This window comes from Leptolyngbya sp. Cla-17 (genome assembly GCF_016807185.1).
Classification (GTDB): Bacteria; Cyanobacteriota; Cyanobacteriia; order Leptolyngbyales; family Leptolyngbyaceae; genus ULC077BIN1.
On sequence record NZ_JAEVYN010000002.1, the window covers coordinates 325,420 to 351,758 of the forward strand.

At 47.0% G+C, this 26,339-nt stretch carries 30 protein-coding genes and 1 pseudogene; 14 read left to right on the forward strand and 17 right to left on the reverse strand.

The annotated features are described in order from the left end of the window. The first annotated feature begins 33 nt into the window (after positions 1–33). Positions 34–1,578 (forward strand): lysine--tRNA ligase, encoded by a 1,545-nt coding sequence (gene lysS, locus JOY44_RS12770; protein WP_171574119.1) that lies wholly within the window; start codon positions 34–36, stop codon positions 1,576–1,578. Between the two features lie 40 nt (positions 1,579–1,618). Then, on the forward strand, positions 1,619–1,762 hold the full coding sequence (locus JOY44_RS12775; RefSeq protein WP_203032022.1) for a hypothetical protein: 144 nt from the start codon (positions 1,619–1,621) through the stop codon (positions 1,760–1,762). Between the two features lie 96 nt (positions 1,763–1,858). Here JOY44_RS12775 and JOY44_RS12780 read toward each other — a convergent pair whose 3' ends face one another. Next, positions 1,859–2,173, reverse strand: coding sequence for a hypothetical protein (locus JOY44_RS12780; RefSeq protein ID WP_203032023.1), 315 nt, complete (start codon positions 2,171–2,173; stop codon positions 1,859–1,861). Positions 2,174–2,608: 435 nt separating this feature from the next. On the opposite strand from JOY44_RS12780, the gene JOY44_RS12785 reads away from it, so the two are divergent. The 3 genes and pseudogenes from JOY44_RS12785 to JOY44_RS32835 form a co-directional block, all read left to right on the forward strand. After that, positions 2,609–2,845 (forward strand): type II toxin-antitoxin system Phd/YefM family antitoxin, encoded by a 237-nt coding sequence (locus tag JOY44_RS12785; protein WP_171575959.1) that lies wholly within the window; start codon positions 2,609–2,611, stop codon positions 2,843–2,845. After that, positions 2,839–2,997 (forward strand): hypothetical protein, encoded by a 159-nt coding sequence (locus JOY44_RS31370; protein ID WP_242541779.1) that lies wholly within the window; start codon positions 2,839–2,841, stop codon positions 2,995–2,997. The genes JOY44_RS12785 and JOY44_RS31370 overlap by 7 nt, the downstream gene beginning before the upstream one ends. Positions 2,998–3,012: 15 nt before the next feature. Then, a pseudogene (locus tag JOY44_RS32835) lies at positions 3,013–3,105 on the forward strand (type II toxin-antitoxin system mRNA interferase toxin, RelE/StbE family); the annotation flags it as partial. 238 nt (positions 3,106–3,343) lie between these two features. Here the strand turns inward: JOY44_RS32835 and JOY44_RS12795 are convergent. Next, positions 3,344–4,321 carry a DUF6745 domain-containing protein gene (locus JOY44_RS12795; protein WP_171574121.1) on the reverse strand — a complete coding sequence of 326 codons (978 nt, stop codon included), beginning with the start codon at positions 4,319–4,321 and terminating at the stop codon, positions 3,344–3,346. A gap of 151 nt (positions 4,322–4,472) precedes the next feature. On the opposite strand from JOY44_RS12795, the gene JOY44_RS12800 reads away from it, so the two are divergent. Then, positions 4,473–5,537: an IS4 family transposase gene (locus JOY44_RS12800; RefSeq protein WP_171573521.1), complete on the forward strand. Its 1,065-nt coding sequence runs from the start codon at positions 4,473–4,475 to the stop codon at positions 5,535–5,537. Positions 5,538–5,759: 222 nt separating this feature from the next. On the opposite strand, the gene JOY44_RS12805 is transcribed toward JOY44_RS12800, so the two are convergent. The 6 genes from JOY44_RS12805 to JOY44_RS12830 all read right to left on the reverse strand — a co-directional run bounded on the left by JOY44_RS12805 (position 5,760) and on the right by JOY44_RS12830 (position 11,920). Beyond that, positions 5,760–7,274 (reverse strand): GMC oxidoreductase, encoded by a 1,515-nt coding sequence (locus JOY44_RS12805; RefSeq protein WP_171574122.1) that lies wholly within the window; start codon positions 7,272–7,274, stop codon positions 5,760–5,762. A gap of 83 nt (positions 7,275–7,357) precedes the next feature. Further along, positions 7,358–7,978, reverse strand: a complete 621-nt coding sequence (locus JOY44_RS12810; protein WP_171574123.1) for a heme-copper oxidase subunit III — start codon at positions 7,976–7,978, stop codon at positions 7,358–7,360. 54 nt (positions 7,979–8,032) lie between these two features. Continuing rightward, complete coding sequence (ctaD, locus tag JOY44_RS12815; protein WP_171574124.1) at positions 8,033–9,703, reverse strand: cytochrome c oxidase subunit I; 1,671 nt, start codon at positions 9,701–9,703, stop codon at positions 8,033–8,035. 196 nt (positions 9,704–9,899) lie between these two features. Further along, complete coding sequence (locus JOY44_RS12820; RefSeq protein WP_171574125.1) at positions 9,900–10,799, reverse strand: cytochrome c oxidase subunit II; 900 nt, start codon at positions 10,797–10,799, stop codon at positions 9,900–9,902. Between the two features lie 21 nt (positions 10,800–10,820). Next, positions 10,821–11,423 (reverse strand): DUF2231 domain-containing protein, encoded by a 603-nt coding sequence (locus JOY44_RS12825; protein WP_171574126.1) that lies wholly within the window; start codon positions 11,421–11,423, stop codon positions 10,821–10,823. Then, the gene (locus JOY44_RS12830) at positions 11,420–11,920 is read right to left on the reverse strand and encodes a DUF2231 domain-containing protein (protein ID WP_171574127.1); all 501 of its coding nucleotides are present in this window, start codon (positions 11,918–11,920) and stop codon (positions 11,420–11,422) included. The genes JOY44_RS12825 and JOY44_RS12830 overlap by 4 nt, the downstream gene beginning before the upstream one ends. A 427-nt stretch (positions 11,921–12,347) precedes the next feature. Here JOY44_RS12830 and JOY44_RS12835 point away from each other — a divergent pair, with 427 nt between their 5' ends. Further along, a complete protein-coding gene (locus JOY44_RS12835) occupies positions 12,348–12,476 on the forward strand; it encodes a photosystem I reaction center subunit VIII (RefSeq protein WP_171574128.1) in 129 nt (42 codons plus the stop codon). Between the two features lie 129 nt (positions 12,477–12,605). Here JOY44_RS12835 and JOY44_RS12840 read toward each other — a convergent pair whose 3' ends face one another. From JOY44_RS12840 to JOY44_RS12865, 6 genes are all read right to left on the reverse strand, one after another. Further along, entirely contained in the window at positions 12,606–12,725 is a 120-nt protein-coding gene (locus JOY44_RS12840; protein WP_171574129.1) for a photosystem II reaction center protein J, read from the reverse strand. 70 nt (positions 12,726–12,795) lie between these two features. Next, positions 12,796–12,921 carry a photosystem II reaction center protein L gene (locus JOY44_RS12845; protein ID WP_171574130.1) on the reverse strand — a complete coding sequence of 42 codons (126 nt, stop codon included), beginning with the start codon at positions 12,919–12,921 and terminating at the stop codon, positions 12,796–12,798. Between the two features lie 8 nt (positions 12,922–12,929). Beyond that, entirely contained in the window at positions 12,930–13,064 is a 135-nt protein-coding gene (gene psbF, locus JOY44_RS12850) for a cytochrome b559 subunit beta (protein WP_171574131.1), read from the reverse strand. Positions 13,065–13,120: 56 nt separating this feature from the next. Continuing rightward, positions 13,121–13,372 carry a cytochrome b559 subunit alpha gene (gene psbE / locus JOY44_RS12855; RefSeq protein ID WP_171574132.1) on the reverse strand — a complete coding sequence of 84 codons (252 nt, stop codon included), beginning with the start codon at positions 13,370–13,372 and terminating at the stop codon, positions 13,121–13,123. An 89-nt stretch (positions 13,373–13,461) separates the two neighbouring features. Next, positions 13,462–14,466 (reverse strand): photosynthesis system II assembly factor Ycf48, encoded by a 1,005-nt coding sequence (locus JOY44_RS12860; protein ID WP_171574133.1) that lies wholly within the window; start codon positions 14,464–14,466, stop codon positions 13,462–13,464. An 85-nt stretch (positions 14,467–14,551) separates the two neighbouring features. Beyond that, on the reverse strand, positions 14,552–14,884 hold the full coding sequence (locus JOY44_RS12865) for a rubredoxin (RefSeq protein WP_171574134.1): 333 nt from the start codon (positions 14,882–14,884) through the stop codon (positions 14,552–14,554). Positions 14,885–15,260: 376 nt separating this feature from the next. Here JOY44_RS12865 and ndhC point away from each other — a divergent pair, with 376 nt between their 5' ends. From ndhC to JOY44_RS12880, 3 genes are read left to right on the forward strand one after another with little or no spacing between them, the layout of a single operon-like run. Beyond that, positions 15,261–15,623 (forward strand): photosynthetic/respiratory NAD(P)H-quinone oxidoreductase subunit C, encoded by a 363-nt coding sequence (gene ndhC / locus JOY44_RS12870; RefSeq protein WP_171574135.1) that lies wholly within the window; start codon positions 15,261–15,263, stop codon positions 15,621–15,623. After that, complete coding sequence (gene ndhK / locus JOY44_RS12875; RefSeq protein WP_171574136.1) at positions 15,614–16,360, forward strand: photosynthetic/respiratory NAD(P)H-quinone oxidoreductase subunit K; 747 nt, start codon at positions 15,614–15,616, stop codon at positions 16,358–16,360. Before ndhC ends, ndhK begins: the two co-directional genes overlap by 10 nt. After that, complete coding sequence (locus JOY44_RS12880) at positions 16,353–16,871, forward strand: NAD(P)H-quinone oxidoreductase subunit J (RefSeq protein ID WP_171574137.1); 519 nt, start codon at positions 16,353–16,355, stop codon at positions 16,869–16,871. Before ndhK ends, JOY44_RS12880 begins: the two co-directional genes overlap by 8 nt. 141 nt (positions 16,872–17,012) lie before the next feature. Here the strand turns inward: JOY44_RS12880 and JOY44_RS12885 are convergent, their stop codons facing one another. Both JOY44_RS12885 and JOY44_RS12890 read right to left on the reverse strand, forming a co-directional pair. After that, positions 17,013–18,896: a sensor histidine kinase gene (locus JOY44_RS12885; protein WP_171574138.1), complete on the reverse strand. Its 1,884-nt coding sequence runs from the start codon at positions 18,894–18,896 to the stop codon at positions 17,013–17,015. 156 nt (positions 18,897–19,052) lie between these two features. Further along, a complete protein-coding gene (locus tag JOY44_RS12890) occupies positions 19,053–19,283 on the reverse strand; it encodes a hypothetical protein (protein ID WP_171574139.1) in 231 nt (76 codons plus the stop codon). Between the two features lie 282 nt (positions 19,284–19,565). Between JOY44_RS12890 and lepA the strand changes: the two genes are divergently transcribed. Then, positions 19,566–21,374, forward strand: a complete 1,809-nt coding sequence (lepA, locus tag JOY44_RS12895) for a translation elongation factor 4 (protein ID WP_171575960.1) — start codon at positions 19,566–19,568, stop codon at positions 21,372–21,374. A 196-nt stretch (positions 21,375–21,570) separates the two neighbouring features. Here lepA and JOY44_RS12900 read toward each other — a convergent pair whose 3' ends face one another. Continuing rightward, positions 21,571–21,726, reverse strand: a complete 156-nt coding sequence (locus tag JOY44_RS12900) for a hypothetical protein (protein WP_171574140.1) — start codon at positions 21,724–21,726, stop codon at positions 21,571–21,573. Between the two features lie 679 nt (positions 21,727–22,405). Here JOY44_RS12900 and JOY44_RS12905 point away from each other — a divergent pair. The 3 genes from JOY44_RS12905 to ntrB all read left to right on the forward strand — a co-directional run bounded on the left by JOY44_RS12905 (position 22,406) and on the right by ntrB (position 26,307). After that, positions 22,406–23,953, forward strand: coding sequence for a ferredoxin--nitrite reductase (locus JOY44_RS12905; protein WP_171575961.1), 1,548 nt, complete (start codon positions 22,406–22,408; stop codon positions 23,951–23,953). 90 nt (positions 23,954–24,043) lie between these two features. Further along, positions 24,044–25,372 carry a CmpA/NrtA family ABC transporter substrate-binding protein gene (locus tag JOY44_RS12910; protein ID WP_171574142.1) on the forward strand — a complete coding sequence of 443 codons (1,329 nt, stop codon included), beginning with the start codon at positions 24,044–24,046 and terminating at the stop codon, positions 25,370–25,372. Between the two features lie 104 nt (positions 25,373–25,476). Then, on the forward strand, positions 25,477–26,307 hold the full coding sequence (ntrB, locus tag JOY44_RS12915; protein WP_171574143.1) for a nitrate ABC transporter permease: 831 nt from the start codon (positions 25,477–25,479) through the stop codon (positions 26,305–26,307). Positions 26,308–26,339: the final 32 nt, after the last annotated feature.

Genomic DNA, 26,339 nt, shown 5'->3' on the forward strand with positions numbered 1-26,339 from the left:
AATTAAGGCTTGTAATCTTCAAAATCAGCCGCCATGTCTCGCGATCGCGCCCAATCTGAACCACAAAGCACCCTCGAGGAAATCCGTGCCACTCGCCTAGAAAAGGTGGAACAGCTTCAGCAAGCGGGGCTAACGCCCTATGCCTATCGCTGGGAATCCACCCACCACGCAGCAGAGTTGCAGGCAAAGTACGTGGATTTGCCCAATGGCGAAGAGGCAGCGGTGGAAGTGGCGATCGCGGGGCGGATCATGGCAAAGCGCGTCTTTGGCAAATTGGCGTTCTTCACCCTGCAAGATGAAACGGGCACAATTCAGCTTTATCTAGAAAAAAGCCGGATTCAGGAAACAATGGCGGCAAAGGACGAAAGCGCCTTTGACCACCTGAAGCAGTTGACTGACGCAGGCGACATCATTGGCGTAACGGGCAGCATTAAGCGTACCGAAAAAGGTGAGCTGTCGGTCTATGTGCGGGAATACGCCATGCTGACTAAATCCCTGTTGCCATTGCCGGATAAGTGGCACGGCTTGACGGATGTTGCCAAGCGTTATCGTCAGCGCTATGTGGATTTGATTGTTAACCCCGAAGTGCGGGAAACCTTTCGGCGACGGGCGTTGATCACGGCCTCTATGCGCCGCTACCTGGATCAGCAGGGCTTTATTGAAATCGAAACACCTGTGCTGCAAACCGAAGCAGGCGGTGCCGAAGCGCGTCCTTTCATCACCTATCACAACACGCTGGATATGAGCCTGTATCTCCGGATCGCAACGGAGCTACACTTGAAACGGCTGATTGTGGGCGGCTTTGAGAAGGTGTTTGAACTGGGGCGCGTGTTTCGGAACGAGGGCATTTCCACCCGCCACAACCCAGAATTCACGACGCTTGAGGTCTATCAAGCTTATGCCGATTACAACGATATGATGACGCTGACCGAGGCGATCGTCACCACCGCCGCCCAGGATGTCTTGGGCACGCTGAAAATTATCTATCAAGGCGAACCCGTGGATCTAACTCCTCCCTGGCGTAGGGTGACGATGCATGATGTGGTGCAAGAGCAGACGGGGATTGATTTTGCGGCGTTTGTCAGCCTCGAAGAAGCTAAGGCTGCTGCCACCCAGGCGGGATTGCACAGCGTGGAAAAGGCAGAATCCATCGGCAGTTTGCTCAATCAAGCCTTTGAACAAACCGTGGAAGAAACCTTGATTCAGCCCACCTTTGTGCTGGATTATCCCGTGGAAATTTCGCCCCTGGCAAAACCCCATCGCTCCAAGCCCGGATTGGTAGAGCGGTTTGAACTATTCATGGTTGGGCGCGAAACGGCAAATAGTTTTTCGGAGTTAACCGATCCGGTGGATCAATTGCAGCGCTTGCAAGCCCAAGCCGATCGCAAAGAAGCGGGTGACTTAGAAGCCCATAGTGTCGATGAAGATTTTGTGACTGCGCTGGAATATGGAATGCCGCCCACGGGGGGATTAGGCATTGGCATCGATCGCCTGGTCATGTTGTTGACCGACTGCGCCAGCATCCGCGACGCGATCGCGTTTCCCCTACTCAAACCCGAAAAAGCTGAAGAGGAATAACGGGGCATGGAACCATCCCACGAGTTGATGCGGAAAACCCTTGCCCAAGATTGTGGACTCAGGTAAGGATGCGATCAAACAACTCGCACAGCAAGCAGAAGCTATTGCAGACCATTACCAACAAGATACAGAATGGCGATCGCAAATTATACGAGAAAGTGCAATCAAATTGAGCGATCGCTAGCGATATAACGCCCGGCATCAGCGGCGCGCACGAGCCTTTGATGATGATAGACACGCTGGATGCGCGTCCGCTGCATGACGTTGTTAGGCCGCCGGGCTAATCATAGCCTTCACCTTCCGTCACGTTGCGCGCCGCCAACTTGCCGAGCAAATCGCTAAAGACGTTATCAATTGCCGCCCTCTCGGCCTTACACCCACCCCCCAGCTTGAAGTCCGCGGTATATGTCGGCCCGTTGCTGTAGTACCCGTCGAGGTCGTATATCTTGGCGCGCACGCCTTCGAAGGGCACGGAAGAGATGTACGGCCCGAAGGCGTCCTTATCCCTCCATACCCACTCCCACGGCCCTGACTCGTTGAGAGTCGAGATGATCTCCGCCATCGTCTTATCACATTCGAAATCATAGGCCCACATAGAATCTCTCACCTCAGCGGCCTAACTATATATTCAACGTCATATTTGCTGGATAAGCACCCATGTTTTTGGGATTGTCTGTCATATTTGCGGGATAAGTCCCTGTTTTTAAGGAATTAAATCGAACGTTTGCGGGTTAAGTACGGATTTTGGGGTGTTATCCGTCACTTACGGATGTAGCAACTGAGGAAACAATACCGTGGGATTCATCTCGGCTGAGGTGTTCTAGCAATCTAAGAGTTACTTCAGTCGTTCAATGATGAGATCGCGTTCCCCCTGCTCAAACCCGAAAAGACAGAGGGTGAGGAATAGCTCATAATTACAACCACTATATTGCAGGACAAGCTAGAACAATAGAAGGTGAATCGCTGATGAGTAAGAAATTTGTAATTAACGAACCTATTTAGAACAGCATATTCAATCGGATAGAGGATGATGATCCCAGTTCAGATCGCTCAACAACAGTTGCAAGATTTAATCGATTCGGTAAGCCAGTCGCATCAGCCCATTATTATTGCAGGACAGAGTAGCAATGCAGTGTTGTTATCTGAAGCTGACTGGGCATCAGTACAAGAAACGCTCTATCTTCTCTCAGTTCCAGGAATGCGAGAATCAATTCGGGAAGGATTGACAACACCGATCGAGGAGTGTGATCGGGAACTGGAGTGGTGAGTTGGGAGTTGGTTTACACTAAACAGGCTCAAAAGGATGCCAAAAAGCTGTCTTCTAGTAATTTGAAAGATAAGACACAAGCTTTACTTGATGTGATTCAAACCAACCCGTTTCAGAATCCACCACCCTACGAAAAATTAGTGGAAGATTAGGAAGGTGCGTACTCACGGCGAATCAACATTCAGCATCGTCTTGTGTATGAAGTGATTGAGTCTAAGAATACAGTGAAAATTTTGCGGATGTGGACGCATTACGACTAATGGTTTGGACGTGAATATTATTTCAACCGTTCAATGATGCGATCGCGTTCCCCCTGCTAAAACCCGAAAGGATAGAGAATGGGGATAACGTTCCCAGTCACGCGCCGCAGATAACCTTTCTATCACAACCGATTAACTCTCGGCAGTCGGTGTGCATGGGAGTTGTTAGACTAGGACAGATCTAAAGAAGCAGCTTGCTCTCGATTTCAGAGATAAGCTCACAAAAACCGAATTGATTTCATTGATTTTTACAATTATCTTGCCATCTAACATTTACTATGTTGCCATGACAGGCATATATAGCAAAGCCATCCGCAAACAAAATTGCAGGTTCTCCTTCCGCATGAAGATAACCACCACCGTCCACAGAAAATTTTAGAGGACGATCACAAACAACACAAACATCTTTGTAGGAAAAAATATAGTTACTGTTTTGTGCCAGGATTTGCAACATTTTCCACCGTTCGTCATCGCATGAATAGTTTAAAGTAGAGATTGCGAAATCATATGTTGCAGCTATAGAAGTCAATAAATCGGGAGGCGTGGTTGACTGACTTCCTGTATAGAAAATAGGTTCCGCCTTCCCCTGAGCCAATTCACAATGAAGCTTTGATCCTAGTAGACTTGTCAGTTCGTTTTGCAGTATATCTTCAAGTCTGCATCTCCATCCGAGCAACTGATAGTCCTGTAGGCTAGAGCCCCATCCTGTCTCATCTGTTTGAAAAGCTATTCTTCTCATCGATTCATGTGCTAACCGATCTAGAAGCTGAAGATCGATCTCTCCACGCAAAATTCCCATAACATCTTTGAGGAGATTCTTGCTCTCAAGCCTCTCTATTTTTTTACTAAATTCAAACTTTCTGTTTCTCCTATCAATATATTGAAACCCTTCTCCGCCATCTATTATTTCTAGTTTCTCCATCTGTCGTCCTAATTTCTTCTCTACCCTTCTTCGGAGTTCAACCTCTTTTTCAAGACAGAGATAGAGGCGACCAAGAAAATCCCTATTCCAAGGCTCATATGGGCTATCGTAAAATAAGACTTCTGGCTCTCTAAAGCCATTTAATTTGTAAACTGCTTTCACTACTTCAGTAACACTTTGCCGATCAATTCTTGTAGTACAAAATCCAATACCTTCCCATTTCTGCCAATAGTTCTGATAAAACGGAAGCAAATTTTCGAGTTCTGGAAATTTCTGGTTACTTGGCAGTTTCATCTCAAAAAAGTACTCTAATAAAAAATATTGAGATGCTCAAACATGCTTTTATGAGTAGCTTTGTCAGTCTAACTCTCAGTACGGGACAAAAAGCTTGAAAGGATGAGCAGGGTAGGGTTTCATCAGAATTACCACACTCTGGAGAAACCCTATGAGCCAATATAGCGAATTAAAGCGAGTCCTCCAAGAACAATTGAACTGGCACGGAGCGAGGATTTCATTTCTGGCATTGTTCTTGTTAGCCTTGCTGAAAGTCAAGACAGTGAACTTGAGCGAACTGTGTGTAGGCTTTGGTGGTAGGGCATTGCCCGAATCGAGCTACAAGCGATTGCAGCGATTTTTCCGAGGGTTTGCGCTCGACGAAGCTCAACTGGCTAGCGTCGTGGTGAGTTGGATGCAGATTCCGGAGGACTGGGTGTTGAGCCTGGATCGCACCACCTGGAAATTTGGCACTCAGTGGTACAACATTTTGACTTTGGGCATAGTTCATGAAGGAGTTGCCTTCCCGGTACTGTGGTGGCTGTTGGACAAGCGGGGGAATTCCAACAGTGACGAGCGGATGCGGTTAATGGAGACCTTTGCCAAACGGTTCCCCACCGCTAGAGTGAACTACTTGTGTGCCGACCGCGAGTTCATTGGGCAAGCCTGGGTGCGCTATCTTCTACTCGAACCTACCCTCGCCTTTCGCTTACGGATTCGCAGCAGTGACCAGATTGAGCATGATGGCAGGGTGCTGGCGGCGCGAGTCGTCTTTGCCCATCTGCAACCCGGTCAATCCCAACAACTCACAGGCACCTGCCGAGTCTGGGGCTACCCAGTTGCCGTTGAAGCGCTACGACTTGATGATGGGGAGTTACTCGTGGTGATTGCTCCCCTCAAGGCGCAAGATTTGGTCAAAGACTATGCCTTGCGCTGGGGAATTGAAACGCTGTTTGGTATTTTCAAAACTCGCGGGTTCTGTCTGGAATCGACGCACTTTACCGATGATGAACGGTTGAGTAAATTGTTTGCCTTGTTGACTTTAGCTTTATGTTGGGCGATGCGAACCGGGTTATGGTTGCATCAATGGCAGCCCATTAAGATTAAAAAACACGGTCGTCGCGCCAAAAGTCTGTTTCGCTTAGGGTTCGATTATTTGCGCCATTTGGTACTCAATCCATCCTTGTCCAATGAGTCCGACTTTGTGCAATCCCTACAACTTTTGTCCTGTACTTAGAGTCTAACTATGCATTCAACATCATATTTGCTGGATAAGCATCCATGTTTTTTGGATTATCTGTCAGTTTTGCTGGATAAGTCCCTATTTTTAAGGAATTAAATCAAAAGTTTGCGGGTTAAGTACGGATTTTGGGGTGTTATCCGTCACTTACGGGTGTAGCAACTGAGAAAACAATACCGTGGGATTCATCTCGGCTGAGGTGTTCTAGCAATCTAACAGTTACTTCAGTCGTTCGATCAGGCGATCGCCGACTCTAAGGGCATTGGCAATAATCGTTAATGCAGGGCTAACGGCTGGATTAGACGGGAAAAAGCTGCTATCCACCACATACAGGTTGTCTACATCGTGGGCACAGCAGTCGGCATTCAGCACAGAAGTTGTCGGATCTTCGCCAAACCGACAGGTGCCGCATTGATTTGCCACCACTTGCATGGGCATCTCCCCATGGGGATGGGGTGCGCCTCGTTGAAACATTCCCTGTTCCAGGCTTTTCTCTGCCATTTTCAATACTTCTGTCCAGCGATACACTAGCCGCTCATGGGCTTCCGTGTTGTTCGGTTCATAAAATAAACGCAGCTTATCGCCCCCGACCTCAACGCGGTTTTTGGGATCGGGCAAATCTTCGGTCTGCACCCACCAGCCAATGGATCGCGACACCAGTTGATTCAGCCCAAATCCTGGCATTGCTTGCGCTAAACCAGAAAAGAATGGCGGCGACTCGGCAAAGGTGATGTCTTGCAATAACCCACCCGTGTTTTGAATGTGCCCCATAGGAAACTCAAAACCTGGTTCACCCCAATAAAAATCGTTGACGCTGACACTGCGATAAAACTTGCCGGAGTTGGGAGAACTGAGCTGCACCACAGCAGAGAGGCGATGCTTCATCAGGTTGCGACCCACCAGATCAGAACTGTTGGCAATGCCATTGGGGCAAGCATCACTCGCCGATCGCAGAAGGATTGCCGCCGAGTTGACCGCACCACAGGCTAATACCACAATGTCACCTAAAAATAGGAATGATCGACCGCCAATTTCCGCTTCCACAGCTTTGATCGCCCGTCCAGACGGATTGGTATGCAAGTGGGTGACTTTGGCAGAGGTTTTGAGTGTGACGTTGGGATGCTTCAGTGCCGGTGCAATGCTGCTAACTTGCGAATCATTGGTGGGATCATCACTTTCGCGGGTGAGACTGAGGGGCAACGAGGTCGGATGCACGCCCTGCTTAGCGATCGCATCTACCATTTGCTGAATCTGCGGCTCATGGGCGATCGCGGTATGCTGATACTCACTACTATGGGGCGGCTCGGTTGGATCATCAACCACCGCTCCATGCACTCTATAAAGCTGCTCTGCTTCCGTATAGTACGGTTCAAAATCCTTGTATTTTAGGCACCACTCTGGAGAAACGCCTTTCTGATGATCGACCGCCTCAAAATCGCGCGATCGCATTCTGATCAGCGCCGTCGCCCAAATTTTTGTATTGCCCCCAACCGCATAGTTCGTTTGGGGTGAAAACGGCTCTCCCGATATGTCATACCACTGTTCAGGAGCGTGATAGCGTTCTTTCTTGAAAATATCGATATTGCTGCGGTTTTGCTCTTCCAATGCCATGAAATCGCCCCGCTCCAAAAGCAAAACTTTCTTGCCAGTGGATGCCAGCTTATACGCCAGAGTGCCCCCACCTGCCCCGGTTCCAACAATGATCACATCATAATATTGGTCTTCAATAATCATTCGGATTCTCCGCGTCAAGTGTCAAGTTTCAGGTGTCAAGTGTTAGTTTCAGAATTTCCCCCAACCTCCCGCCTCTCGCCTCATTACTGCCACAAATAAATCAAACTGAACAAAATAATCCAGATAACATCGACAAAGTGCCAAAACAGAGAAACCTCTGTCACTCCGGTATGTCCCTTGTCATAGTTGCCAGGTCTAAAGGACCGAAACAGCATATAAAACTGCAATAGAACTCCCAATAACACATGCAAACCATGGAAGCCTGTGAGCAGATAAAATGTGCCGCCAAAGCCGCCAGAGGTTAGACCAAATTGCAACTCGCTCCACTCGATTGCCTGCCCCGCCAGAAAGTAGATGCCCATTGCCGAGGTCAACAACCACAGCGATCGAAACAGCCATATCTGCTGCTTTTTCAGAGCTTCCTCAGCAAAATAAATCACAAGACTGCTAGCAACCAGCACCACTGTATTGATTGCAGGAGTCGATACTTCTAACCCCTCCACGCCATCGGGCAACCAATGAAGCGCCGTGGTTTTAAGGACAATGTATCCCGCAAAAAAGCTGAGAAAAATGACACTTTCCGACAGCAAAAATACGATAAAGCCAAATAGACTGGTTGCCTGTTCGTCATGCCCATGAGGTTCATGTTCAATACTATGGGCATGGCTAAGGGTTTCTGATAGTGGCTCTGTGGCTGAATCCATAGCTGTTTCCTTGCAGAATGAGCTGACAAATAAGTGGACAAATAAATTTGAAAGCTAATGAGGCTTCAGTGCTGCTTCATTTCCAACCAACGGCTTGTCAAGACCATAGCCATAGGGACCCGACACCACGATCGGCAATTCTTCAAAATTCTCTACTGGCGGTGGTGAAGACACCAACCACTCCAACCCGATCGCCCGCCAAGGATTATCCGGTGCCTTCTCCCCCTGCACCCACGAACCCACAATATTTAGAATGAACGGCAGCGTAGACATGCCCAGCAAAAACGCACCTAAACTAGAAATTACATTCCAAAACGCATATTCCGGGTCATAGGATGAAATCCGTCGCACCATGCCCTGTAGCCCTAAAGGATGCATCGGAAAAAAGTTAAGGTTAGTGCCCACAAACGCCAGAATAAAGTGAACCACACCCAAACCCTCGTTGTACATGCGCCCGGTCATCTTGGGGAACCAGTGGTAAATTGCCGCAAACAGTCCCATCGTCAACGTGCCGTAAACGATGTAGTGGAAGTGTCCCACCACAAAATAGGTATTGTTGACGTGAATATCGAACGGCACTGCCGCCAGCATCACCCCGGTAATGCCTGCAAACAGAAACATGACGATCGCGCCCAGCGCAAACAACATCGGCGTTTGTAGCCGAATTTTTCCCCGCCAAACTGTTGCTGTCCAAGCAAATATTTTGATGCCTGTGGGCACCGCAACGAACATCGAAGACACCATAAAAAACATCCGCATCCAGCCGGGAGTGCCGCTGGCATACATGTGATGTACCCAAACAAAAATGCCTACTCCAGCAATCAACAACGAAGAAATGGCAACCACTTTATAGCCAAACAGCGGCTTACGAGAATACACAGGCAAAATTTCTGAGAATATGCCAAAAACAGGCAGCGCCATTACATACACCGCCGGATGAGAGTAGAACCAGAAAAAATGTTGGTATAGAACTGGATTGCCGCCCCGTTCTGGATCAAAGAAACTGGTGCCTGCCACTAGATCCAACAGCAACATTACTGCTCCAGCTGTGAGCGCAGGCAGCGCCGTTAGCTGAATTAACTGAGCGCTCAGCACTGCCCAAACATAGGCAGGCATCCGGAGCAACGTCATGCCCGGTGCCCGCATTTTGAAAATAGTGGCAACAAAATTTACGGCTCCCATAATGGAGGAGACTCCAGAAATTGCCACTGCCAGTATCCAGATAAATTGACCGCTTAACCAGCTCCCCGACGGATTTTGCAAACTCACCGGCGGGTAAGACCACCAGCCTGCTTGCGCCGTACCGTTGGGTAAGAAATAGCTAGACAGCAGCAAGACCCCAAAAACGGGCACCAGCCAAAAGGCAACGGCATTTAACTTGGGAAACGCCATATCCCGCGCCCCAATCATCAGCGGCACCAAATAATTTGCCAACCCGACGAGTGACGGAAAAATCCACAAAAAAATCATCACCGTGCCATGCATGGTATATAGGCTGTTGTACAACGGTCGCGAGACCAGATCCGACTCTGGCGTGATCAATTCTGCCCGCACGATCATTGCCAGAAATCCACCTATCAAAAAAAAGATGAAGGAAGTTACCAGATATTGAATGCCAATAACCTTGTGATCGGTACTAAAACTAAAATATCGCCGCCACTCAGGGGGTTGAGACTGAGGCTCTTCTCCAGGAATGTTGAGATTTTCAACTGAGATATTCGTCATTCAATTTCTCTTGATTTAGGTTTCGGGTTTCGGATTTCAGGTTCGGAGTTCGAGGTTTAGGGTTGGGAGTTTAGGGGTTGGGAGTTCGAGGTTGGGGTTTCGGGGCTGGGGCTAGAATCTGAGCTTAGAGTTCTACAACTTTCTAACTTTGCACTCTGCACTCCGCACTCTGTACTCCCAACTCCGCACTTCTGCATCATCCTTCATTCACCATGGGAGGCGGTTCAGGCGGAACGGTTGCCCAACCTGGCTTAAAGCCTTTCTTGGATATTTGAGTGTATTCTTCATAGGCTTGATTTGCGGCTGGCACTAGGGCGCGATCTCCCGTTTTAGACAACCACTCCCTATATTTTTCAGGAGATTCCACAACGACGTTGGTTTGCATCAATGCAAAGTAGGTGCCGCTAAATTGGGAATCTTTGAGCCGATAGCTGCCTTCGCGAATCGGCGTAAATTCAAAGTCGATAGTTCTGTTGGGAATGATGTCTTGCTTCAGGCGAAACGCTGGCACATAGAATCCATGAATCACATCTTCGGTATGAAGCGCAAGCCGAATACGGCGATTGACAGGTAGGTGTAGTTCTGCGCTGGTAATATCCGCATTGGGATAGTGAAATGACCATGCCCATTGTTTAGCATTTACCGCGATCGCTTCTACAGGTTCGCCCTTGCCATCCATCGGTCCGGCGTAAGCTGCTTCCATACCGGGCATATGCATGTGAACGATTTCCATGGGGCCTCGGATCGACATCTGGTCATAGATCCAATAGCTATACCCGGCGATCACAATCACCAGAGCGATCGGAATCGCTGTCCAGACTATTTCCAGCGTGAGATTGCCTTCAATGGGCGGTCCATCACTCGTATCAAAGCGACTAGTTAGCCCGGTCAGCACTGAAAAGCCTAAAACGCCTGTAATCCCCAGGAAAATGAATGTTCCTAAAAATACGAGCAGTGCAAACAGATTATCAATCAGTTGCGCTTCGACCGATGCTTCCGGGGGAACCCAGGTATGAGATAAGCCCGCCATCCATACCCCTGCAAGCGTGTTCACACTCGCAAAAATGACCCACGGCAATATATTGGAAACTTTCATTGCTCTATCCTTTAAGCCGAATTATTTCAGCAATAAATTAGGGTCTTTGCCCAGTTTAAGTAGGCCATCTGCCGTGTTATGAACGCCAAACTCGCCGCCCAGATGGGCCCCCAACGTGCCCTGCAAAAACATGATAAACAGAATGACCAGCCCTACTAACAAATAGCTCCACTGTACCTGCCTTGCAAAATCTTTGCGCCATGCGAAACGCTGCATACCCCGCCAAACAGCCATGCCTGTGATAAGAGCGAGCAGCAGAACACCGCCAACCCCATGCCAGACCATGGTTTCCATTGCTCCTAAACCCCAATTGCTTATGACATCGGGTGATGGGGTTGCCAGCATGATTTCATAGAAGCCGGCTGCTACGGTGAAAAAGGTGACGATCGCCGCCGCTAGCACGTTATACCAGCCAACATCGTAGAAATTGGAGCGCACTGCTTTGATTGCTAAAAAATTGAGGATCGATTTTTCTAACGGAAACAGATTGCCTGCAATATCAAACGCGATCGCGATGATGAAAAGCCCCAAGGTAATATGCACCAGATTGGGATGGATTGGAATAGCGTAGGGCAAACCATTTGCACCCAATCCACCCAACTGCTGAACGAGTTCTTCGTTCATTGCAACACTCCTTGTCTCGTAGCCTCTATCACTGGCACTGTGTGCAAGCCATACACCCACACCAGTTTGTCGCCTAAGTAAACCTGAAAAAAGACCAACCCCATTAACAAAACGCTAGCTCCCATAAAAGCAAGCGGCACCTTTTGCGGATCGCGAGCGCGTAGAATGTAGCGCCAAGCCGTGATTGCAGCCAAAATTCCAGATAACGACCAGCCGAGCAGCGTATGCAGATTTAGAGTTGATACGGCTGCATTGTAAGGTTCAGCCAAACCTGCCTCTAATTGACCAAATAAAACTGCGATAAAAATGGACAACGTTGCAAAAAATAAATTCCACCAGCTCACTTCATGCAAACGAATATTTTTCGTGAGACATGCTATCACGTCACAAACAACCGCGAATACAACCATCGCGATCACGAAATGCACCACGATTGGGTGAATCGTATCTGGATAAGGGAGGTTATGTTCATTGAGCGGAGGTAGATACTCAAGCATTGTGTGCTCCTTTGTGCTTGATTCCTTGTGTTGCGGAGTTCACTCGATTCGGCAGATATGACAAACTGTTAAAAACAGCAGTGTCTCATATGTGTAACGATTTTAAGAGTTGCATTCAATACAGAGCGGCGAAGGAACGGTTGCAATTTGGCGTTCCTTCTATCGGCAAATCATATTCGTTGAAACAGGATTGCCTCCTAGACTGTAGCGCTGTTTTCAAATGACGACGACCCAATTTGTAGGATTGGATATTCCGCCTTCATAAGCATCACTTGCCAGGTAAGACAGGCTGATAAAGGTCGCGATCGCCAACATCAATCCAAAAGCTCATTATTAAGAATTCTTAGAAGTGCGTAACAGGCACACACTTCGCAGTAGAGTCTGAAAACAGAACGTTCTAGAAACTTTAGATATAGGAAACTTCGTTATGACAGGTTCATACGCGGCTTCGTTTTTGCCTTGGATTTTAATTCCTGTAGTGACTTGGCTTTTGCCTGCTGTAGTGATGGGTCTTTTGTTCCTCTATATTGAGCGCGAAGATCCCACTGGCATTTAAAGCGTCTTTCGCTACCAAAAAACCGCCTGCTAAACATAAGTAAGCAGGCGGTTTTTCTATGCATTTGCTCTGGGTTAGAACACTCTGAGAGGATTTTTCTATTTGGGCGAAACCCAAATCCATCAATCTCTAAACGGAGGAGCCTAGCCCAGCATAGGCACCATAGAAAAAGAGTCCTAAAACACTGATCACTCCTAGACCTGCAACAGTTGCCACAATCCAAAGAGGAATTCTTCCAGATTTCAACATAAGTGTCACCTCTTAGTAAACCGAAATTAAAAATGAAGCGTAGAGCGCCTGGTTCAAGCGCTCCAAAAAGTTAGTTAAAAAAGTAGCTAGAAAAAAGAATTCCTAGCGCGAAAATCATCAACAGCCCTAAATAAAGGGAGGTACGATTTAGCTCGACTGGTTGCTTATTGGGATTGGGAGATCTGCTTAAGGGCATAACTTTAATTACCTTTGAGTAAATTGCATAGCGGCGATCGCGCCTAGAAAAAACACAGTTGGAACCGCTAACGTGTGAACCGCTAACCAGCGAACTGTAAAAATTGGATAGGAGATTGGTTGGTTGGGAGTGTTGCTAGTCATACTTACTTACTGCCGTGAAACTACTTCAAATCTAAAAGCCTCCATCCACCAGGAAGCTATTTTTGCTGAATAAACTGATCAATCTGCTGCTTTGCATCAAAGCGATCTCTGACAATAGGCGCTTTGTCCCGCGTAGATGGAAAGTACTCATTCGGACGAGGAGTGCCGAACGCATCATAAGCTAGACCCGTCTGTACAAATAGCCATCCAGCAATAAACAATGCTGGGATTGTGATGCTATGAATGACCCAATAGCGCACACTTGTAATAATGTCCGTAAACGGACGCTCACCTGTCGTTCCAGCCATTTCAATTTCTCCACTCAGATTTGTTTCAAGACTTAACTTCTATCATATGAGATAGCAGCCCCTAAGCTGAATGAGCTTAATAGAAATGATTAAACTGCTTGATTGGCGCTGTCATCATATTTTAACAAAGAGCCTTGACCAATAATGAATCCCCGATCTGGACTCAAGAACTTAATTTTGTAGAGGTTAGACGGCACATCCTCAATGAACTTATCTTTTTCCCAAGTTTTGCCCCCATCCATACTCCGCAGCAGATTGCCGCTACCTCCCGCAACCCAGATCTCTTCGGGGGTACGATATGCCAAATCTAACAGTCCCCAACTGGTTGCAAATTCAGGATTAATCACGTCTTCCCATTCATCTGGGCTACCGACATTGCTGAACTGAATTAACCCACCTCGTGCCAACATCCATAGCCGACCATCTCCGGTAAAGCCCATGTTTTGCAGCCGACGAGAACTACTCCGATTGTAGGGCTGCCACGCTTCTTGACCGGGTTGCCAGATAGAGTAAAAGTTTCCGCGAGAGGATACTGCTACATATTCGCCGCTTGGAGAACGAGAAATATTGCGGATAACTCCTACCGCTTCTTCTACCAAAGCTTTCCAAGACTTTCCACCATCCGAAGTGCGGTAAATCGCACCGATGTTTGTGGTCATTTCAGCCGATTTGGCACCCAACGCTAAAACTGTATTGGGTGCACCAGGAAGCTTTTCGCTTAAGGGAATCCGCGACCAAGACTTCCCTGCATCTTCAGTGTGAAGCAAGATAGAAGGTTGACCCACAATCCAGCCTTCGTTTCCATCAAAGCTAACAGACGTAAACCGATAGGGTTCGTCAAGCTCTAGGCTGCGCGATGCCCAAGTCTCTCCAGCATCAGTTGTTTCAAATAAGGTTGCGTTTGAACCTACTAACCAACCATGGGGGGAATCGCCAATGAAACTAATGTCGTTTAAGTTCGCTTCTGTATCGACAGAAATGACCCGCCAAGGATTAGTGCTGGTGGGTGGAAGATATCCACCGCAAGCAGTACAGAATATAGCGATCGCACACAGCGCTAAAATTTGACGTAAAACTTTCGTAGCTACACGCATCACAGTTTCAACTCTCAACAGATGTATATCAATTTTGCAATGTATTCATCACTTAAAGAAGCGCGATGAATTGAGGCACCCACACCTATTGCAATCCATAAAGACTAATAAAAAATAAGAACAGCAAAAATAGACCCCCAAAGATCAAAAGGTTTTTTTGATCCGGAGTCATACTGTTAACCCCAAAACCATACTTAAGATTTTCCTTGAAGCCAGAGGCAGAGCCATCTGTTCCAAGATTAGAAAACCGGGAAGACCGCGCTCCACAAACAGGGCAACGCCAATCTTCAGGAAGGGAGTCAAACGCTACTCCAGGAGGAATATCTCGTTTGTCATCTCCTTTGATGGGGTCATAGACATAGCCACAAGCTTGACACTCGTGGCGGTCTAAGGTTGGTTCAATCGTTTGGGTACTCATCGTTTCACCACTGAGCGCTAACAACCAATTGCTAACAGAAAGACAGTCGTGCCAGCAAAAAAATCAGTGAATCTGAAAACTCTATTAAATTATGATACGACCCTTAGGGCATAGGTGCTAGCAATCAACCGGGAGACCAGTCAGCATCAGCGATCGCAATCATTAAAGTTCAAACGGAACTCTAGAACCCTGAAAACTTAGATATAGTTGCGCGAACTGCAACTAAACTTAATTTCATCGCCTATGCCAAAGCACTGAGCTTGGCCATAGGATAACTTCTATCCTTTTGTGAAGCTCAGCCCACTTATAATATTGAAGGGCAGCAATTTCTAAGCGTTGTTAACCGTATCTAAATAATGAAGAGGCAGTTCTAATTGTGTTTGTTCTTAGTGGATATGAATACCTTTTAGGGTTTACGTTGGTATGCAGCTTAGTTCCAATTTTGGCGTTAACGGCTTCCAAACTACTCCGCCCCAGTCGCCGTGGACCTGAACGGCGAACAACCTACGAATCTGGAATGGAACCCATTGGCGGTGCCTGGATTCAGTTCAACATTCGCTACTACATGTTCGCCTTGATTTTCGTCATTTTCGATGTAGAGACTGTGTTTCTTTACCCGTGGGCGGTTGCGTTCAATCAACTAGGGCTACTGGCATTTCTTGAAGCCTTGGTTTTCATTGGCATTTTAGTAATTGGTCTTGTTTATGCTTGGCGGAAAGGAGCGTTGGAATGGTCATAAAACCTAATACTCAGGTTCAAAGTTTGTCAATTGATCCCTCTGAGCGGATTATGAACCCAATTGAGCGACCTCAGGTTACTCAAGATCTGTCAGAAAACGTCATTTTGACCACTGTGGATGATTTATATAACTGGGCGCGGCTTTCTAGTCTGTGGCCTTTGTTATATGGAACAGCCTGCTGCTTTATTGAGTTTGCTGCCCTAATTGGCTCACGGTTTGACTTTGATCGCTTCGGTCTAGTTCCGCGATCAAGTCCTCGTCAAGCTGACCTCATCATCACCGCAGGCACCCTCACAATGAAGATGGCACCTGCCCTAGTTCGACTGTACGAACAAATGCCTGACCCAAAATACGTCATTGCCATGGGTGCTTGCACTATTACAGGTGGAATGTTCAGCGTCGATTCACCTACCGCCGTTCGGGGTGTGGATAAACTCATTCCAGTAGACGTGTATCTACCGGGTTGCCCTCCGCGTCCAGAAGCGATTATTGATGCCATCATCAAGTTGCGTAAAAAAATTTCAAACGAGTCAATTCAGGAGCGGGGAATGCTGCGGCAAATCCATCGCTACTACAGCACAACACACACCATGAAAGTTGTGGAACCAATATTGACGGGCAAATATCTCCAGTCTGGCACTCGTGAAGCGCCCCCCAAAGAATTGATGGAGGCGATGGGAATGCCAATTCCGCCAGCACTGTTGACGGCTCAGAAGGAGGAGATAGATCGTGGCTGAAGCGCAAGAAACGTCAACTCCAGCCCCAATTGTTGAGGCTGGAAAGGTTTCCAAGTGGTTGACTGAAAATGGGTTCGAGCATGAATTTTTAGGACTGGATGCATCTGGTGTTGAGATGTTGATTGTCGATCGCGACTTTTTAATTCCCATCTCAACTGCACTCTATGCCTATGGGTTCAATTTTCTACAGTGCCAAGGTGGATATGACTCTGGACCCGGTCAAGATTTAGTCAGCTTTTATCACCTGATCAAAATTGCTGATAATGTCGATCGCCCTGAGGAAGTTCGAGTCAAAGTTTCTTTACCTCGTGCTAATCCTTCTGTGCCATCGGTTTATTGGATCTGGAAGAGCGCAGACTGGCAGGAGCGAGAAACCTATGATATGTATGGCATCATTTATGAAGGTCACCCCAACCTAAAGCGGATTTTGATGCCCGAGGATTGGGTTGGTTATCCCCTGCGGAAAGACTACATCTCGCCCGATTTTTATGAGCTTCAGGATGCTTACTAACTCGTTACTATTGAGTTTTTGATGAAAAGCTGTGTGGTTGTAGCTACACAGCTTTTTATATGAACTGTGTGGATTGAGTATTAAAAACAACGCGATCGCATTTTCAAAAACTTCATTTTTCAAAAGCTTACAGCTAGAAATCTACAGTAATAGATCAAGCACATCAGTCATTTGGGCCGTAATCATCACAGGTTCTTGATACAGCGGGACGGTAAAAGTGACCGTAGAGCCTAGACCCTCACCCATACTGTAGAAATTTACTACTCCACCCATGGCTTCTACAAGCTTTTGAGAAATTGCTAATCCTAACCCTGTCCCCCCATATTGGCGAGTGCGAGATCCATCGACTTGGCTAAACGACTGAAACAGCTTATCCTGCTTATCAAGCGATACGCCAATTCCAGTATCCGCCACTCGGATTTTGACGTGTCCAGGCAGGTCAACCCCTTGAACCGTTAACTTTTTCTTAATAATTTCTATGCTGATGGTCACACCGCCGTCATGAGTGAACTTAATGGCATTGCCGACCAAATTTAACATTACCTGTAGCAAACGCTGATAGTTACCATAGATAATGATTTCGTCATCTGTGGGCGGTTTTTGAATCTCAAAACTCAGGTTTTTTTGGCGTACCTGATTGCTAATGAAATCTGCAACATCATTTAATAGCTCCGCAAGCTTAACTGGACTCAGCTCAATTTGCAGTTTTCCAGCTTCAATTTTGGCAATGTCGAGGATGTCATTAATGATATTGAGCAGGTGTAAGGCTGAGCGATAGGCTTCACCAATGAATTCAATTTGTTCTTCAGGATCATCTGCCATACCGTCTAGAACGAGCTTAAGAAAGCCAATCATGCCGTTGAGTGGAGTCCTTAATTCATGAGAGGTATTGGCAAGGAATTCACTTTTCAATCGAGAAGCTTCTTCAGCTTGCTCTCTAGCTTCTTCTAGTTCGCGATGTTTCTGCCGCAGGTTATTGTTTGCTTTTTGCACCTCGGTCGCCAAGGATTGGCTGGCAGAAATCAAATTCGCGTGAGCGATCGCGGTTCCCACCTGATCTGCCAACTCTTGCACAAATTCTATCTCCACCTCGGTCCAACGGCGGGGTTGATCATCTTGATACAGCACAATTAGCCCATTAGGCTGATCTTGGTGAGAGGTAACCACAATCAGCATGGAGTATTGCACTAGACTACGCAGCGTTGCTGGTGGTCGAGCCGCTTCTTGAGCTAAGACTCTAGGTTCATCCCGCACATTCACAGGATTCAGCGTTGTTAGCACTGCTTGCAAATCGGCATCATCTGCTACAGAGAATTCTAAATCTTGCATCGGGCAAAATGCCCCTCGACAATATTCAGCAACTGCCTTTATGGTGGGTTTAGTCGGCTCATAGGGAAATACAACACAGCGGCTCACGCCTAATAAGTCGCCTAATCCTTCGACAGTTTGCTGCCAAATGGTAGGTAGATCCAGAGTCCGGCGAATATTCCAGGCAATTTGGGTCAGTAGTTTATGGGTGTCAGCGCCACCAATTGCTACCGCTGGAAACCCTTTAAAGTCAGCACCAGCGCCCGCTGTTGGCTCAGTTAACTGAACTAAGCTAGAATTCAGTTCCGCTTCTGGTTGGGCAGAATTAGGATAGATCCTACCCGTGACTAAAACAGTGCTGGCAATTCTATCGACCCCAATTACTGGATTCATCGTCAAGTCTGCTTGCAGCCGAAAATCGCCACAGCGGAACTTGAACTTGAATTTTTGAGCTGTTTGAGACTCTAAAACTTGGTGAATCCGGGTAATGTACGCTTTTGTATCAACCGGACCGAAAATACGACCCGGTAGCTGTCCGATTAGTTGATCTGACTGAATGCCATAAACCTCTGCCAATTGCCAAAAGAAGGACAAGCAACGCCCCTCACGGTCTTGAGCCATGACAAACTCGGTGAGGTCGCTACCTTCGCCCTGTTTTTTGGGGGTCGCTCCTTGTTGTATAGAAAAAGAACGTTGATAGTTTGCAGAAGAAGGCATCAGGACTCTAGCTAGCGTCTTTTTTGGAGAAGGATCAAAACTAGCGATTGATAAAGATTGCAACAGGGCTATTCAAGCATCACTAATCTAGCCTAAGTCTAGTATGCACATTCTTTAATCTACTGAACCACTTGCATGCTTCTTCATTACCCTTTTTTAATCGTTCCACTCACCTCGAGGCGGAACTGGCGGATTTCGCTGTAGATTGCGGGTCAATTCATCATCCCGGCGCAATTCATTTTTAAGCCACTGCCGCACGGCTACTTCAATCACCTTGCTAGGGTCATTGGTCAAGTGCTTAATCTGATCTAGCAAAGCGGGATCTAAACGGACAGACAATTCAACTTTTTCGGAAGCCGACTGGGAAAACAGGGCAGACTCATTCATAGTTTGGATGCTAGCGAACGTTGGTTCAAGTAAGGAACAACCTGTTGAAAACAGGTCATCTGAACTACTTCAGCAATAGATAAGTTTAACCCGACAGGCCTATAAACATAACCAACTTACGGCATAACTGCCTAGCATTCCTAATGCTACCTACAAGATTTTACAAATTCAAAGGAATTTTTATGCTCTCAAAAGATACAGCAATAAAGTTGGACTGATGAGTGTGAGGTTTCAGAGGTGACCCGTTACAATTACGTTAAAAGCTTCTATACAGCCAGAGATATGACAGATGTGCCCGTTTCTCGGATTCGTAACTTTTCGATTATTGCCCACATTGACCATGGAAAGTCTACGCTTGCCGATCGCTTGCTGCAGGAGACTGGCACAGTTAACGCGCGGGAAATGAAAGAACAGTTTCTTGACAACATGGATCTGGAACGAGAGCGAGGCATTACGATTAAGCTCCAAGCTGCCCGGATGAATTACACAGCGAAAGATGGCGAGAAGTACGTTTTAAACCTGATCGATACTCCAGGACACGTAGATTTTTCTTACGAAGTTTCGCGATCGCTAGCGGCATGTGAAGGTGCTTTACTTGTTGTTGATGCTTCTCAGGGTGTGGAAGCGCAAACTTTAGCAAACGTTTATTTAGCGTTGGAGCACAACCTGGAAATCATTCCGGTGTTGAACAAAATTGATCTGCCCGGAGCTGAACCAGAGCGCGTAAAGCAGGAAATTGAAGACATCGTGGGCTTAGATTGCAGTCAGGCAATTTATGCCTCTGCAAAAGAAGGAATTGGAGTTCCTGATATTTTAGAATCGATTGTGCATCTGGTGCCCCCACCTAAAGATACGATCGCCGAACCGCTGCGCGCCCTAATTTTTGACAGCTACTATGATCCCTATCGAGGTGTCATAGTATATTTCCGAGTAATGGATGGCAATGTTAAAAAAGGCGATCGCATTCGGCTGATGGCATCTCGCAAAGAGTATGTGATTGATGAACTGGGAGTCTTGTCGCCCACGCAAGTACAAGTAAACGAACTGCACGCAGGCGAAGTTGGCTACATTGCCGCGTCGATTCGAGCCGTTGAGGATGCGCGAGTTGGCGACACTATCACCTTGGCAGCAGTCCAGGCGATTGAGCCATTGCCGGGATACAGCGAAGCAACCCCCATGGTTTTTTGTGGCTTGTTTCCGACTGATGCCGACCAGTTTGAAGATTTGCGCGAAGCTCTGGAAAAACTCAAGTTGAGCGATGCAGCACTTAATTACGAACCCGAAACCTCTAGCGCTATGGGTTTTGGCTTTCGCTGCGGCTTTTTAGGCTTGCTGCACATGGAAATTGTCCAAGAGCGGCTAGAGCGAGAATATAACTTAGATTTGATTACCACAGCGCCATCGGTGGTTTACCGCATTACTACGCTTAAGGGCGACGTGTTGCTGATTGACAACCCCAGCAAGTTGCCCGATCCGCAGCAGCGTGAAAAAATTGAAGAACCCTACGTTCAGGTAGATATTATTACCCCAGAAGTCTATGTGGGAACCTTGATGGAGCTTTCTCAAAGTCGTCGGGGTGTTTTCAAAGACATGAAATACATGACGCCCGAGCGTACAACGCTGATCTATGAATTGCCTTTGGCAGAAGTGGCAACAGACTTTTTTGATCAGATGAAGTCGCGATCGCGGGGCTATGCCAGCATGGAGTACAAACTCATTGGCTATCGCGAAAATCCATTGGTCAAGCTAGATATCCTGATTAATGGCGATCCAGTCGATCCTCTCGCTACGATTGTTCACCGTGATAAAGCCTACAACGTTGGTCGCGCCTTAACCGAAAAGCTAAAAGAACTGATTCCTCGCCACCAGTTCAAAATTCCAATCCAGGCAACGATCGGCAGCAAAGTCATCGCTAGCGAACAGATCCCTGCCATTCGCAAAGACGTATTGGCGAAATGCTATGGTGGCGACATTTCTCGGAAGAAAAAGCTCTTGCAGAAGCAGGCAAAAGGGAAAAAACGGATGAAGGCGATCGGAACAGTTGATGTTCCCCAAGAAGCTTTTATGGCAGTACTCCGGCTCGAACCTTAAAACGGTTAGCTTGCTGGGGCCGGCTGGATTTCGCTACGTTGGCATCGGGCGCTAGGGAAAATACTTACTTTAAAAGGCGGGCTTCTTATGAGAAGCCCGCCTTTTAAAGTAAGTCATGAATTTATTTTTGGAAGTCTGCTCAATAGGCATCGCTGACTAACTCAGTCCAACATGATTGCGACTGTAAGTAGAGAGATCAGAGTGAGTTTTTTCCTTGGGCATCATTAAGAAGTGCTGATTCTGCCGTCATACCAACTGCTGCTGCTGCACGGCTCAATAAACATTGCTCACGGTTTTTGACCATATGTTGGTGCCGCACCATCAACGCACGAGCTTGATCTTGAGTAGACATAGCTAATCTCCAAACTTAAAGAACTAATCAAGTCGATGTACGAAACGAGGTGTACTTCAATCCTTAATCTCTAATATATCAGAATTTTCTGTAACAAATAATACAAAATTAGGTTTTTTGACTTATCGCTTTCGCAAAACTTTAGCAATAGAAGCAAAAATTAAAACGCGATCGCCCCAAAAAGCCTCACTACTCATCAGAAAAGGCAATTTCCTGAATTGCCGCATTGTTGAGTTTCTGATGAACAGCATCTTAAACAAGACATATACCGTTTGTAATGATTTAAGAAATTTATCGTTACTTGCTCGTTTAGCTAAAATTTAGCTCAAATGCTTGCATTGCAGTCATTTGAAGAAAAAATCTCGATCTTGAACCTGCGATAGTTGACTTTTTCGCATTAAAGTAATGCTGGAAACTCATATTTAGAAATATTTTGTAATTAACTATACGAAACTCTTGTTCCTATGCTTCTAACTTAGACCTAACCACGCATAAAGTAAAAAACTCCAAACTAATTTTTTAAAGAGAATAACCTCTGCTGAAATCGTTCCAACTTTTGGATCTGCAACTCGAAAGGGTAGCAGAGATTTTTAGAGACAGCCAGTTCGAGTATGAGAGTGATAGGCAAAAAGAGGGCGCGTTGGTTGAGCGGATTAGCAATGTTTCAGTGGATGGATTTATGACAAGTACTGTTCCGGCAGCAGCAAGTCTAAACAAGTTTGAAAAGCTAAAGGTAGAGAAGGATGGGCTAGCAATCAAGGCAGAACTTGATGAGTTTGCCAAAATTGGATGGGAGGCAATGGATGAAAACGATCGCGACCATCGATTGAAATGGTTAGGCATTTTCTTTCGCCCAGTGACTCCTGGCAAGTTTATGCTGCGAATGCGCTTACCCAATGGCATTGTTACCAGTGGACAAATGCGTGTGCTGGCAGAGGTGATTCAGCGCTATGGCGAAGATGGCTATGGCGATATCACGACCCGACAAAACATTCAACTGCGTGGAATCCGTATTGAAGACATTCCAGACATCTTTAGCCGATTTGAACAGGCAGGGCTAACAAGTATTCAATCTGGCATGGACAATGTTCGCAACATCACAGGTTCACCCGTTGCTGGCATTGATGCCGATGAATTGATTGATACGCGGGGGCTGTGCCGCAAGGTGCAGGATATGATCACCAACAACGGCGAGGGTAATTCATCTTTTTCTAACCTGCCGCGCAAGTTTAATATTGCGATCGCGGGTTGTAGAGACAATTCCGTTCACGCCGAAATTAATGACATCGCCTTTATTCCAGCTTATAAGAATGACGTACTAGGCTTTAACGTGCTAGTAGGTGGTTTCTTCTCTGCCAAACGCTGCGAAGCTGCCATTCCTATGAAGGTCTGGGTTGATCCGAGCGAGGTCGTGGCTCTGTGTGAAGCAATTTTGCTGGTTTATCGTAACCATGGGTTAAGAGCAAATCGACAAAAAGCTCGTCTCATGTGGCTGATTGATGAGTGGGGTGTCGATCGCTTTCGGGCAGAAGTCGAACAGCAAATGGGGCATCCCTTGCAAGCTGAAGCCGAGAAAGATGAAATCCTTTGGGAAAAACGGGATCACATTGGCATTCATGCCCAGCAGCAACCTGGCTTAAGCTACGTTGGGCTGCATGTGCCTGTGGGCCGCCTATTTGCATCAGATATGTTTGATTTAGCTCGCATTTCTGAAGTATATGGCAGCGGTGAATTGCGCCTCACGGTTGAGCAAAACGTTTTGATTCCCAACGTGCCAGACTCGCGCATTGCGCCCTTGCTCAAAGAGCCACTGCTAGAGCGATTTTCTGTAAATCCATCTACGCTAGGGCGATCGCTGATTTCTTGCACCGGTGCCCAATTCTGCAACTTTGCGCTGGTTGAAACCAAGAACCGCGCCTTGGCACTCACCGCCGACCTGGATGCAGAATTGCACGTTCCTCATCCTGTGCGAATCCACTGGACGGGGTGCCCTAATTCTTGTGGTCAGCCTCAAGTCGCCGATATTGGTTTAATGGGCACCAAAATCCGCAAAGACGGTAAAACAGTGGATGCCGTAGATCTTTATATGGGCGGCACTGTTGGCAAGGAAGCCAAACTTGGCACCTGTGTCCAAAAGGGAATTCCCTGCGAAGACCTGCTGCCTGTTTTGCGGAATCTGTTGATTCAAGATTTCGGTGCTAGTCTTCGCGTTGAAGCCTCTAGTTAATCCAAACAGCGGCGATCGCGCTTCGCCCCACCTATAAAAGTTCTCCCACACTAATTCAACATCGCTGATTAATTAAAGCTAAAGGAACTCATGACCAATCTTTCAAGACGGAAGTTCATCATTACCGCAGGTGCCGCTGGCGCTGGAACACTAATGGTGAAGGGCTGTAGTAGCTCCAACACTAGTACAACCAGCGCTTCTCCTAGTGCGGCTCCAGCGGTCAATGTTGCCGCTGGCGATACCCCAGAAGTCACCGCAGCGACTCTCGGTTTTATTGCCCTAACTGACTCTGCGCCATTAATTATTGCCCAGGAAAAAGGCTACTTTGCTAAGTACGGCATGAAAGATGTCAAGGTCGTTAAGCAAACGTCCTGGGCAACCACCCGCGATAACCTGTCCACTGGCTCTCAGGGCGGCGGTATTGATGGCGCTCACATTCTGACTCCTATGCCCTATCTGATGACCACGGGCAAAATCACGGACGGCAAAGAAGTGCCCATGTACATCCTGGCTAGGCTTAACCTGGATGGACAAGCAATTTCCATTTCAAATACCTACAAAGATTTGAAAATTGGTTTAAAGAGTACAGATCTCAAACCAGCTTTTGCCAAAGAAAAAGCTGCCGGAAATCCTGTCAAGTGTGCCGTCACCTTCCCTGGTGGAACTCACGATCTTTGGATGCGGTATTGGCTGGCTGCGAATGGAGTTGATCCAAACGAGGATGCCTCGTTAATCGTGATCCCACCGCCACAAATGGTTTCCAACATGCAAGAAGGACAAATGGCATCCTTTTGTGTGGGTGAACCTTGGAATGCAAAGTTGGTGAAGGAGGATATTGGCTACAGTGCCTTGACAACGGGTGAACTGTGGAACAAACATCCTGAAAAAGCTTTCTCCATGCGGGCTGATTGGGTAGACAAAAATCCTAAAGCTGCAAAAGCTCTGCTGATGGCAGTCATGGAAGCCCAAATGTGGTGTGATAAGGCAGAAAACAAGAAAGAGATGGCAGACATTATTGCCAAGCGGGAATATTTGAAGGTCGAAGCAGCCGCGATCGCTGGGCGGCTTGAAGGCACCATCGACTTTGGGAATGGGCGGGTTGAAGAGAAAAGCCCACATGTGATGAAGTTCTGGCAAGACTACGCATCTTACCCGTTTGTCAGCCACGACACTTGGTTTGTCACCGAAGACAAGCGCTGGGGATACTTACCTGGTGATTTAGATACCAAGGCGTTGGTTAAGAAAGTGAACCGCGAAGATATTTGGCGCGATGCTGCAAAAGCAATGAAGGTTCCAGAGGCTGAAATTCCTAAGACGTCTTCTCGCGGTGTTGAAACTTTCTTTGATGGAGTTAAGTTTGACCCAGAAAATCCAGAGGCGTATCTGAAGAGCCTCAAGATCACTGCAATGAAAGCATAGGTTCTCAATAGTGAGCTTTGGGTAAGTATTCCATTTACTCAAAGCTCTTTGCATCAACAGTCAAAAGCTTCCACACTCACCTAATATTCAAGGACAACTCGACCATGGCAACACGCGCAGACGCTGGCGGTCTTCCATCTTCTTTGCCCTCTAATGTGTCGATTTATCTACAAAAGCATTCCAGAAAATTGGTTGCTCCAGTGCTTGGGTTCATCGTTGCTCTGTTTATTTGGCAAGTTTTTTCGACTCTGACAAAGGCATTGCCTGGACCCATTGAAGTGGTTCAACAAACTTGGGATCCCTTCATCATTAATCCCTTCTTTAGAGAAGGAGATGATAAAGGTTTGGGCTGGCAAGCGCTAGCAAGTCTACAACGGGTAGCAGTTGGGTATACGCTCGCAGCGATTATTGGGATTGCAGTTGGAGTGCTGGTCGGAGCCATTCCGATCGTTTATGAAGCGGTTGATCCGATGTTTCAGATTTTGCGGACCGTGCCACCGCTGGCATGGTTGCCGATCGCACTAGCAATCTTCAAAGACTCTGGACCTGCCGGAATCTTCATTATTTTTGTGACAGCAATTTGGCCCATCATCTACAATACTGCTGTCGGCGTGCAACAAATGCCTCAAGACTACAAAAATGTGGCGAAGGTGCTGCGTCTTTCTGGCTCAGAGTACTTTTTTAGCATTTTGCTGCCGTCCATCGTGCCTTACATGTTCACAGGATTGAAGTTAGGGGTTGGTTTGGCATGGTTGGCGATCGTAGCAGCCGAAATGTTGCGTGGCGATACGGGCATTGGCTTTTTTATCTGGAACTCCTATAACAGCGGCAGCCTTAGCGAAGTGATTTTGGCACTGTTCTACATTGGTGTGATTGGATTCTTGCTCGACAAACTGATTGGGTATTTTGCCAGTTTTGTCAGTTCAGATAAGTAAGATGTCGCTAGAAAACTGACATTTCTGAATCC

Bases quoted from the DNA above. Each gene is read 5' to 3' on its own strand.
- JOY44_RS12900 (WP_171574140.1), bottom strand. From the start codon at position 21,726: ATGTCTACTCAAGATCAAGCTCGTGCGTTGATGGTGCGGCACCAACAT.
- JOY44_RS12835 (WP_171574128.1), top strand. From the start codon at position 12,348: ATGACAGGTTCATACGCGGCTTCGTTTTTGCCTTGGATTTTAATTCCT.
- JOY44_RS12785 (WP_171575959.1), top strand. From the start codon at position 2,609: ATGATCCCAGTTCAGATCGCTCAACAACAGTTGCAAGATTTAATCGAT.
- JOY44_RS12905 (WP_171575961.1), top strand. From the start codon at position 22,406: ATGACAAGTACTGTTCCGGCAGCAGCAAGTCTAAACAAGTTTGAAAAG.
- psbE (WP_171574132.1), bottom strand. From the start codon at position 13,372: ATGGCTGGAACGACAGGTGAGCGTCCGTTTACGGACATTATTACAAGT.
- JOY44_RS12795 (WP_171574121.1), bottom strand. From the start codon at position 4,321: ATGAAACTGCCAAGTAACCAGAAATTTCCAGAACTCGAAAATTTGCTT.
- JOY44_RS12800 (WP_171573521.1), top strand. From the start codon at position 4,473: ATGAGCCAATATAGCGAATTAAAGCGAGTCCTCCAAGAACAATTGAAC.
- lysS (WP_171574119.1), top strand. From the start codon at position 34: ATGTCTCGCGATCGCGCCCAATCTGAACCACAAAGCACCCTCGAGGAA.
- JOY44_RS12845 (WP_171574130.1), bottom strand. From the start codon at position 12,921: ATGCCCTTAAGCAGATCTCCCAATCCCAATAAGCAACCAGTCGAGCTA.
- JOY44_RS12780 (WP_203032023.1), bottom strand. From the start codon at position 2,173: ATGTGGGCCTATGATTTCGAATGTGATAAGACGATGGCGGAGATCATC.
- JOY44_RS12810 (WP_171574123.1), bottom strand. From the start codon at position 7,978: ATGGATTCAGCCACAGAGCCACTATCAGAAACCCTTAGCCATGCCCAT.
- JOY44_RS12805 (WP_171574122.1), bottom strand. From the start codon at position 7,274: ATGATTATTGAAGACCAATATTATGATGTGATCATTGTTGGAACCGGG.
- JOY44_RS12860 (WP_171574133.1), bottom strand. From the start codon at position 14,466: ATGCGTGTAGCTACGAAAGTTTTACGTCAAATTTTAGCGCTGTGTGCG.
- ctaD (WP_171574124.1), bottom strand. From the start codon at position 9,703: ATGACGAATATCTCAGTTGAAAATCTCAACATTCCTGGAGAAGAGCCT.
- lepA (WP_171575960.1), top strand. From the start codon at position 19,566: ATGACAGATGTGCCCGTTTCTCGGATTCGTAACTTTTCGATTATTGCC.
- ndhK (WP_171574136.1), top strand. From the start codon at position 15,614: ATGGTCATAAAACCTAATACTCAGGTTCAAAGTTTGTCAATTGATCCC.
- JOY44_RS12820 (WP_171574125.1), bottom strand. From the start codon at position 10,799: ATGAAAGTTTCCAATATATTGCCGTGGGTCATTTTTGCGAGTGTGAAC.
- JOY44_RS12840 (WP_171574129.1), bottom strand. From the start codon at position 12,725: ATGTTGAAATCTGGAAGAATTCCTCTTTGGATTGTGGCAACTGTTGCA.
- JOY44_RS12890 (WP_171574139.1), bottom strand. From the start codon at position 19,283: ATGAATGAGTCTGCCCTGTTTTCCCAGTCGGCTTCCGAAAAAGTTGAA.
- JOY44_RS12825 (WP_171574126.1), bottom strand. From the start codon at position 11,423: ATGAACGAAGAACTCGTTCAGCAGTTGGGTGGATTGGGTGCAAATGGT.
- psbF (WP_171574131.1), bottom strand. From the start codon at position 13,064: ATGACTAGCAACACTCCCAACCAACCAATCTCCTATCCAATTTTTACA.
- ntrB (WP_171574143.1), top strand. From the start codon at position 25,477: ATGGCAACACGCGCAGACGCTGGCGGTCTTCCATCTTCTTTGCCCTCT.
- JOY44_RS12910 (WP_171574142.1), top strand. From the start codon at position 24,044: ATGACCAATCTTTCAAGACGGAAGTTCATCATTACCGCAGGTGCCGCT.
- JOY44_RS12830 (WP_171574127.1), bottom strand. From the start codon at position 11,920: ATGCTTGAGTATCTACCTCCGCTCAATGAACATAACCTCCCTTATCCA.
- JOY44_RS12885 (WP_171574138.1), bottom strand. From the start codon at position 18,896: ATGCCTTCTTCTGCAAACTATCAACGTTCTTTTTCTATACAACAAGGA.
- JOY44_RS12865 (WP_171574134.1), bottom strand. From the start codon at position 14,884: ATGAGTACCCAAACGATTGAACCAACCTTAGACCGCCACGAGTGTCAA.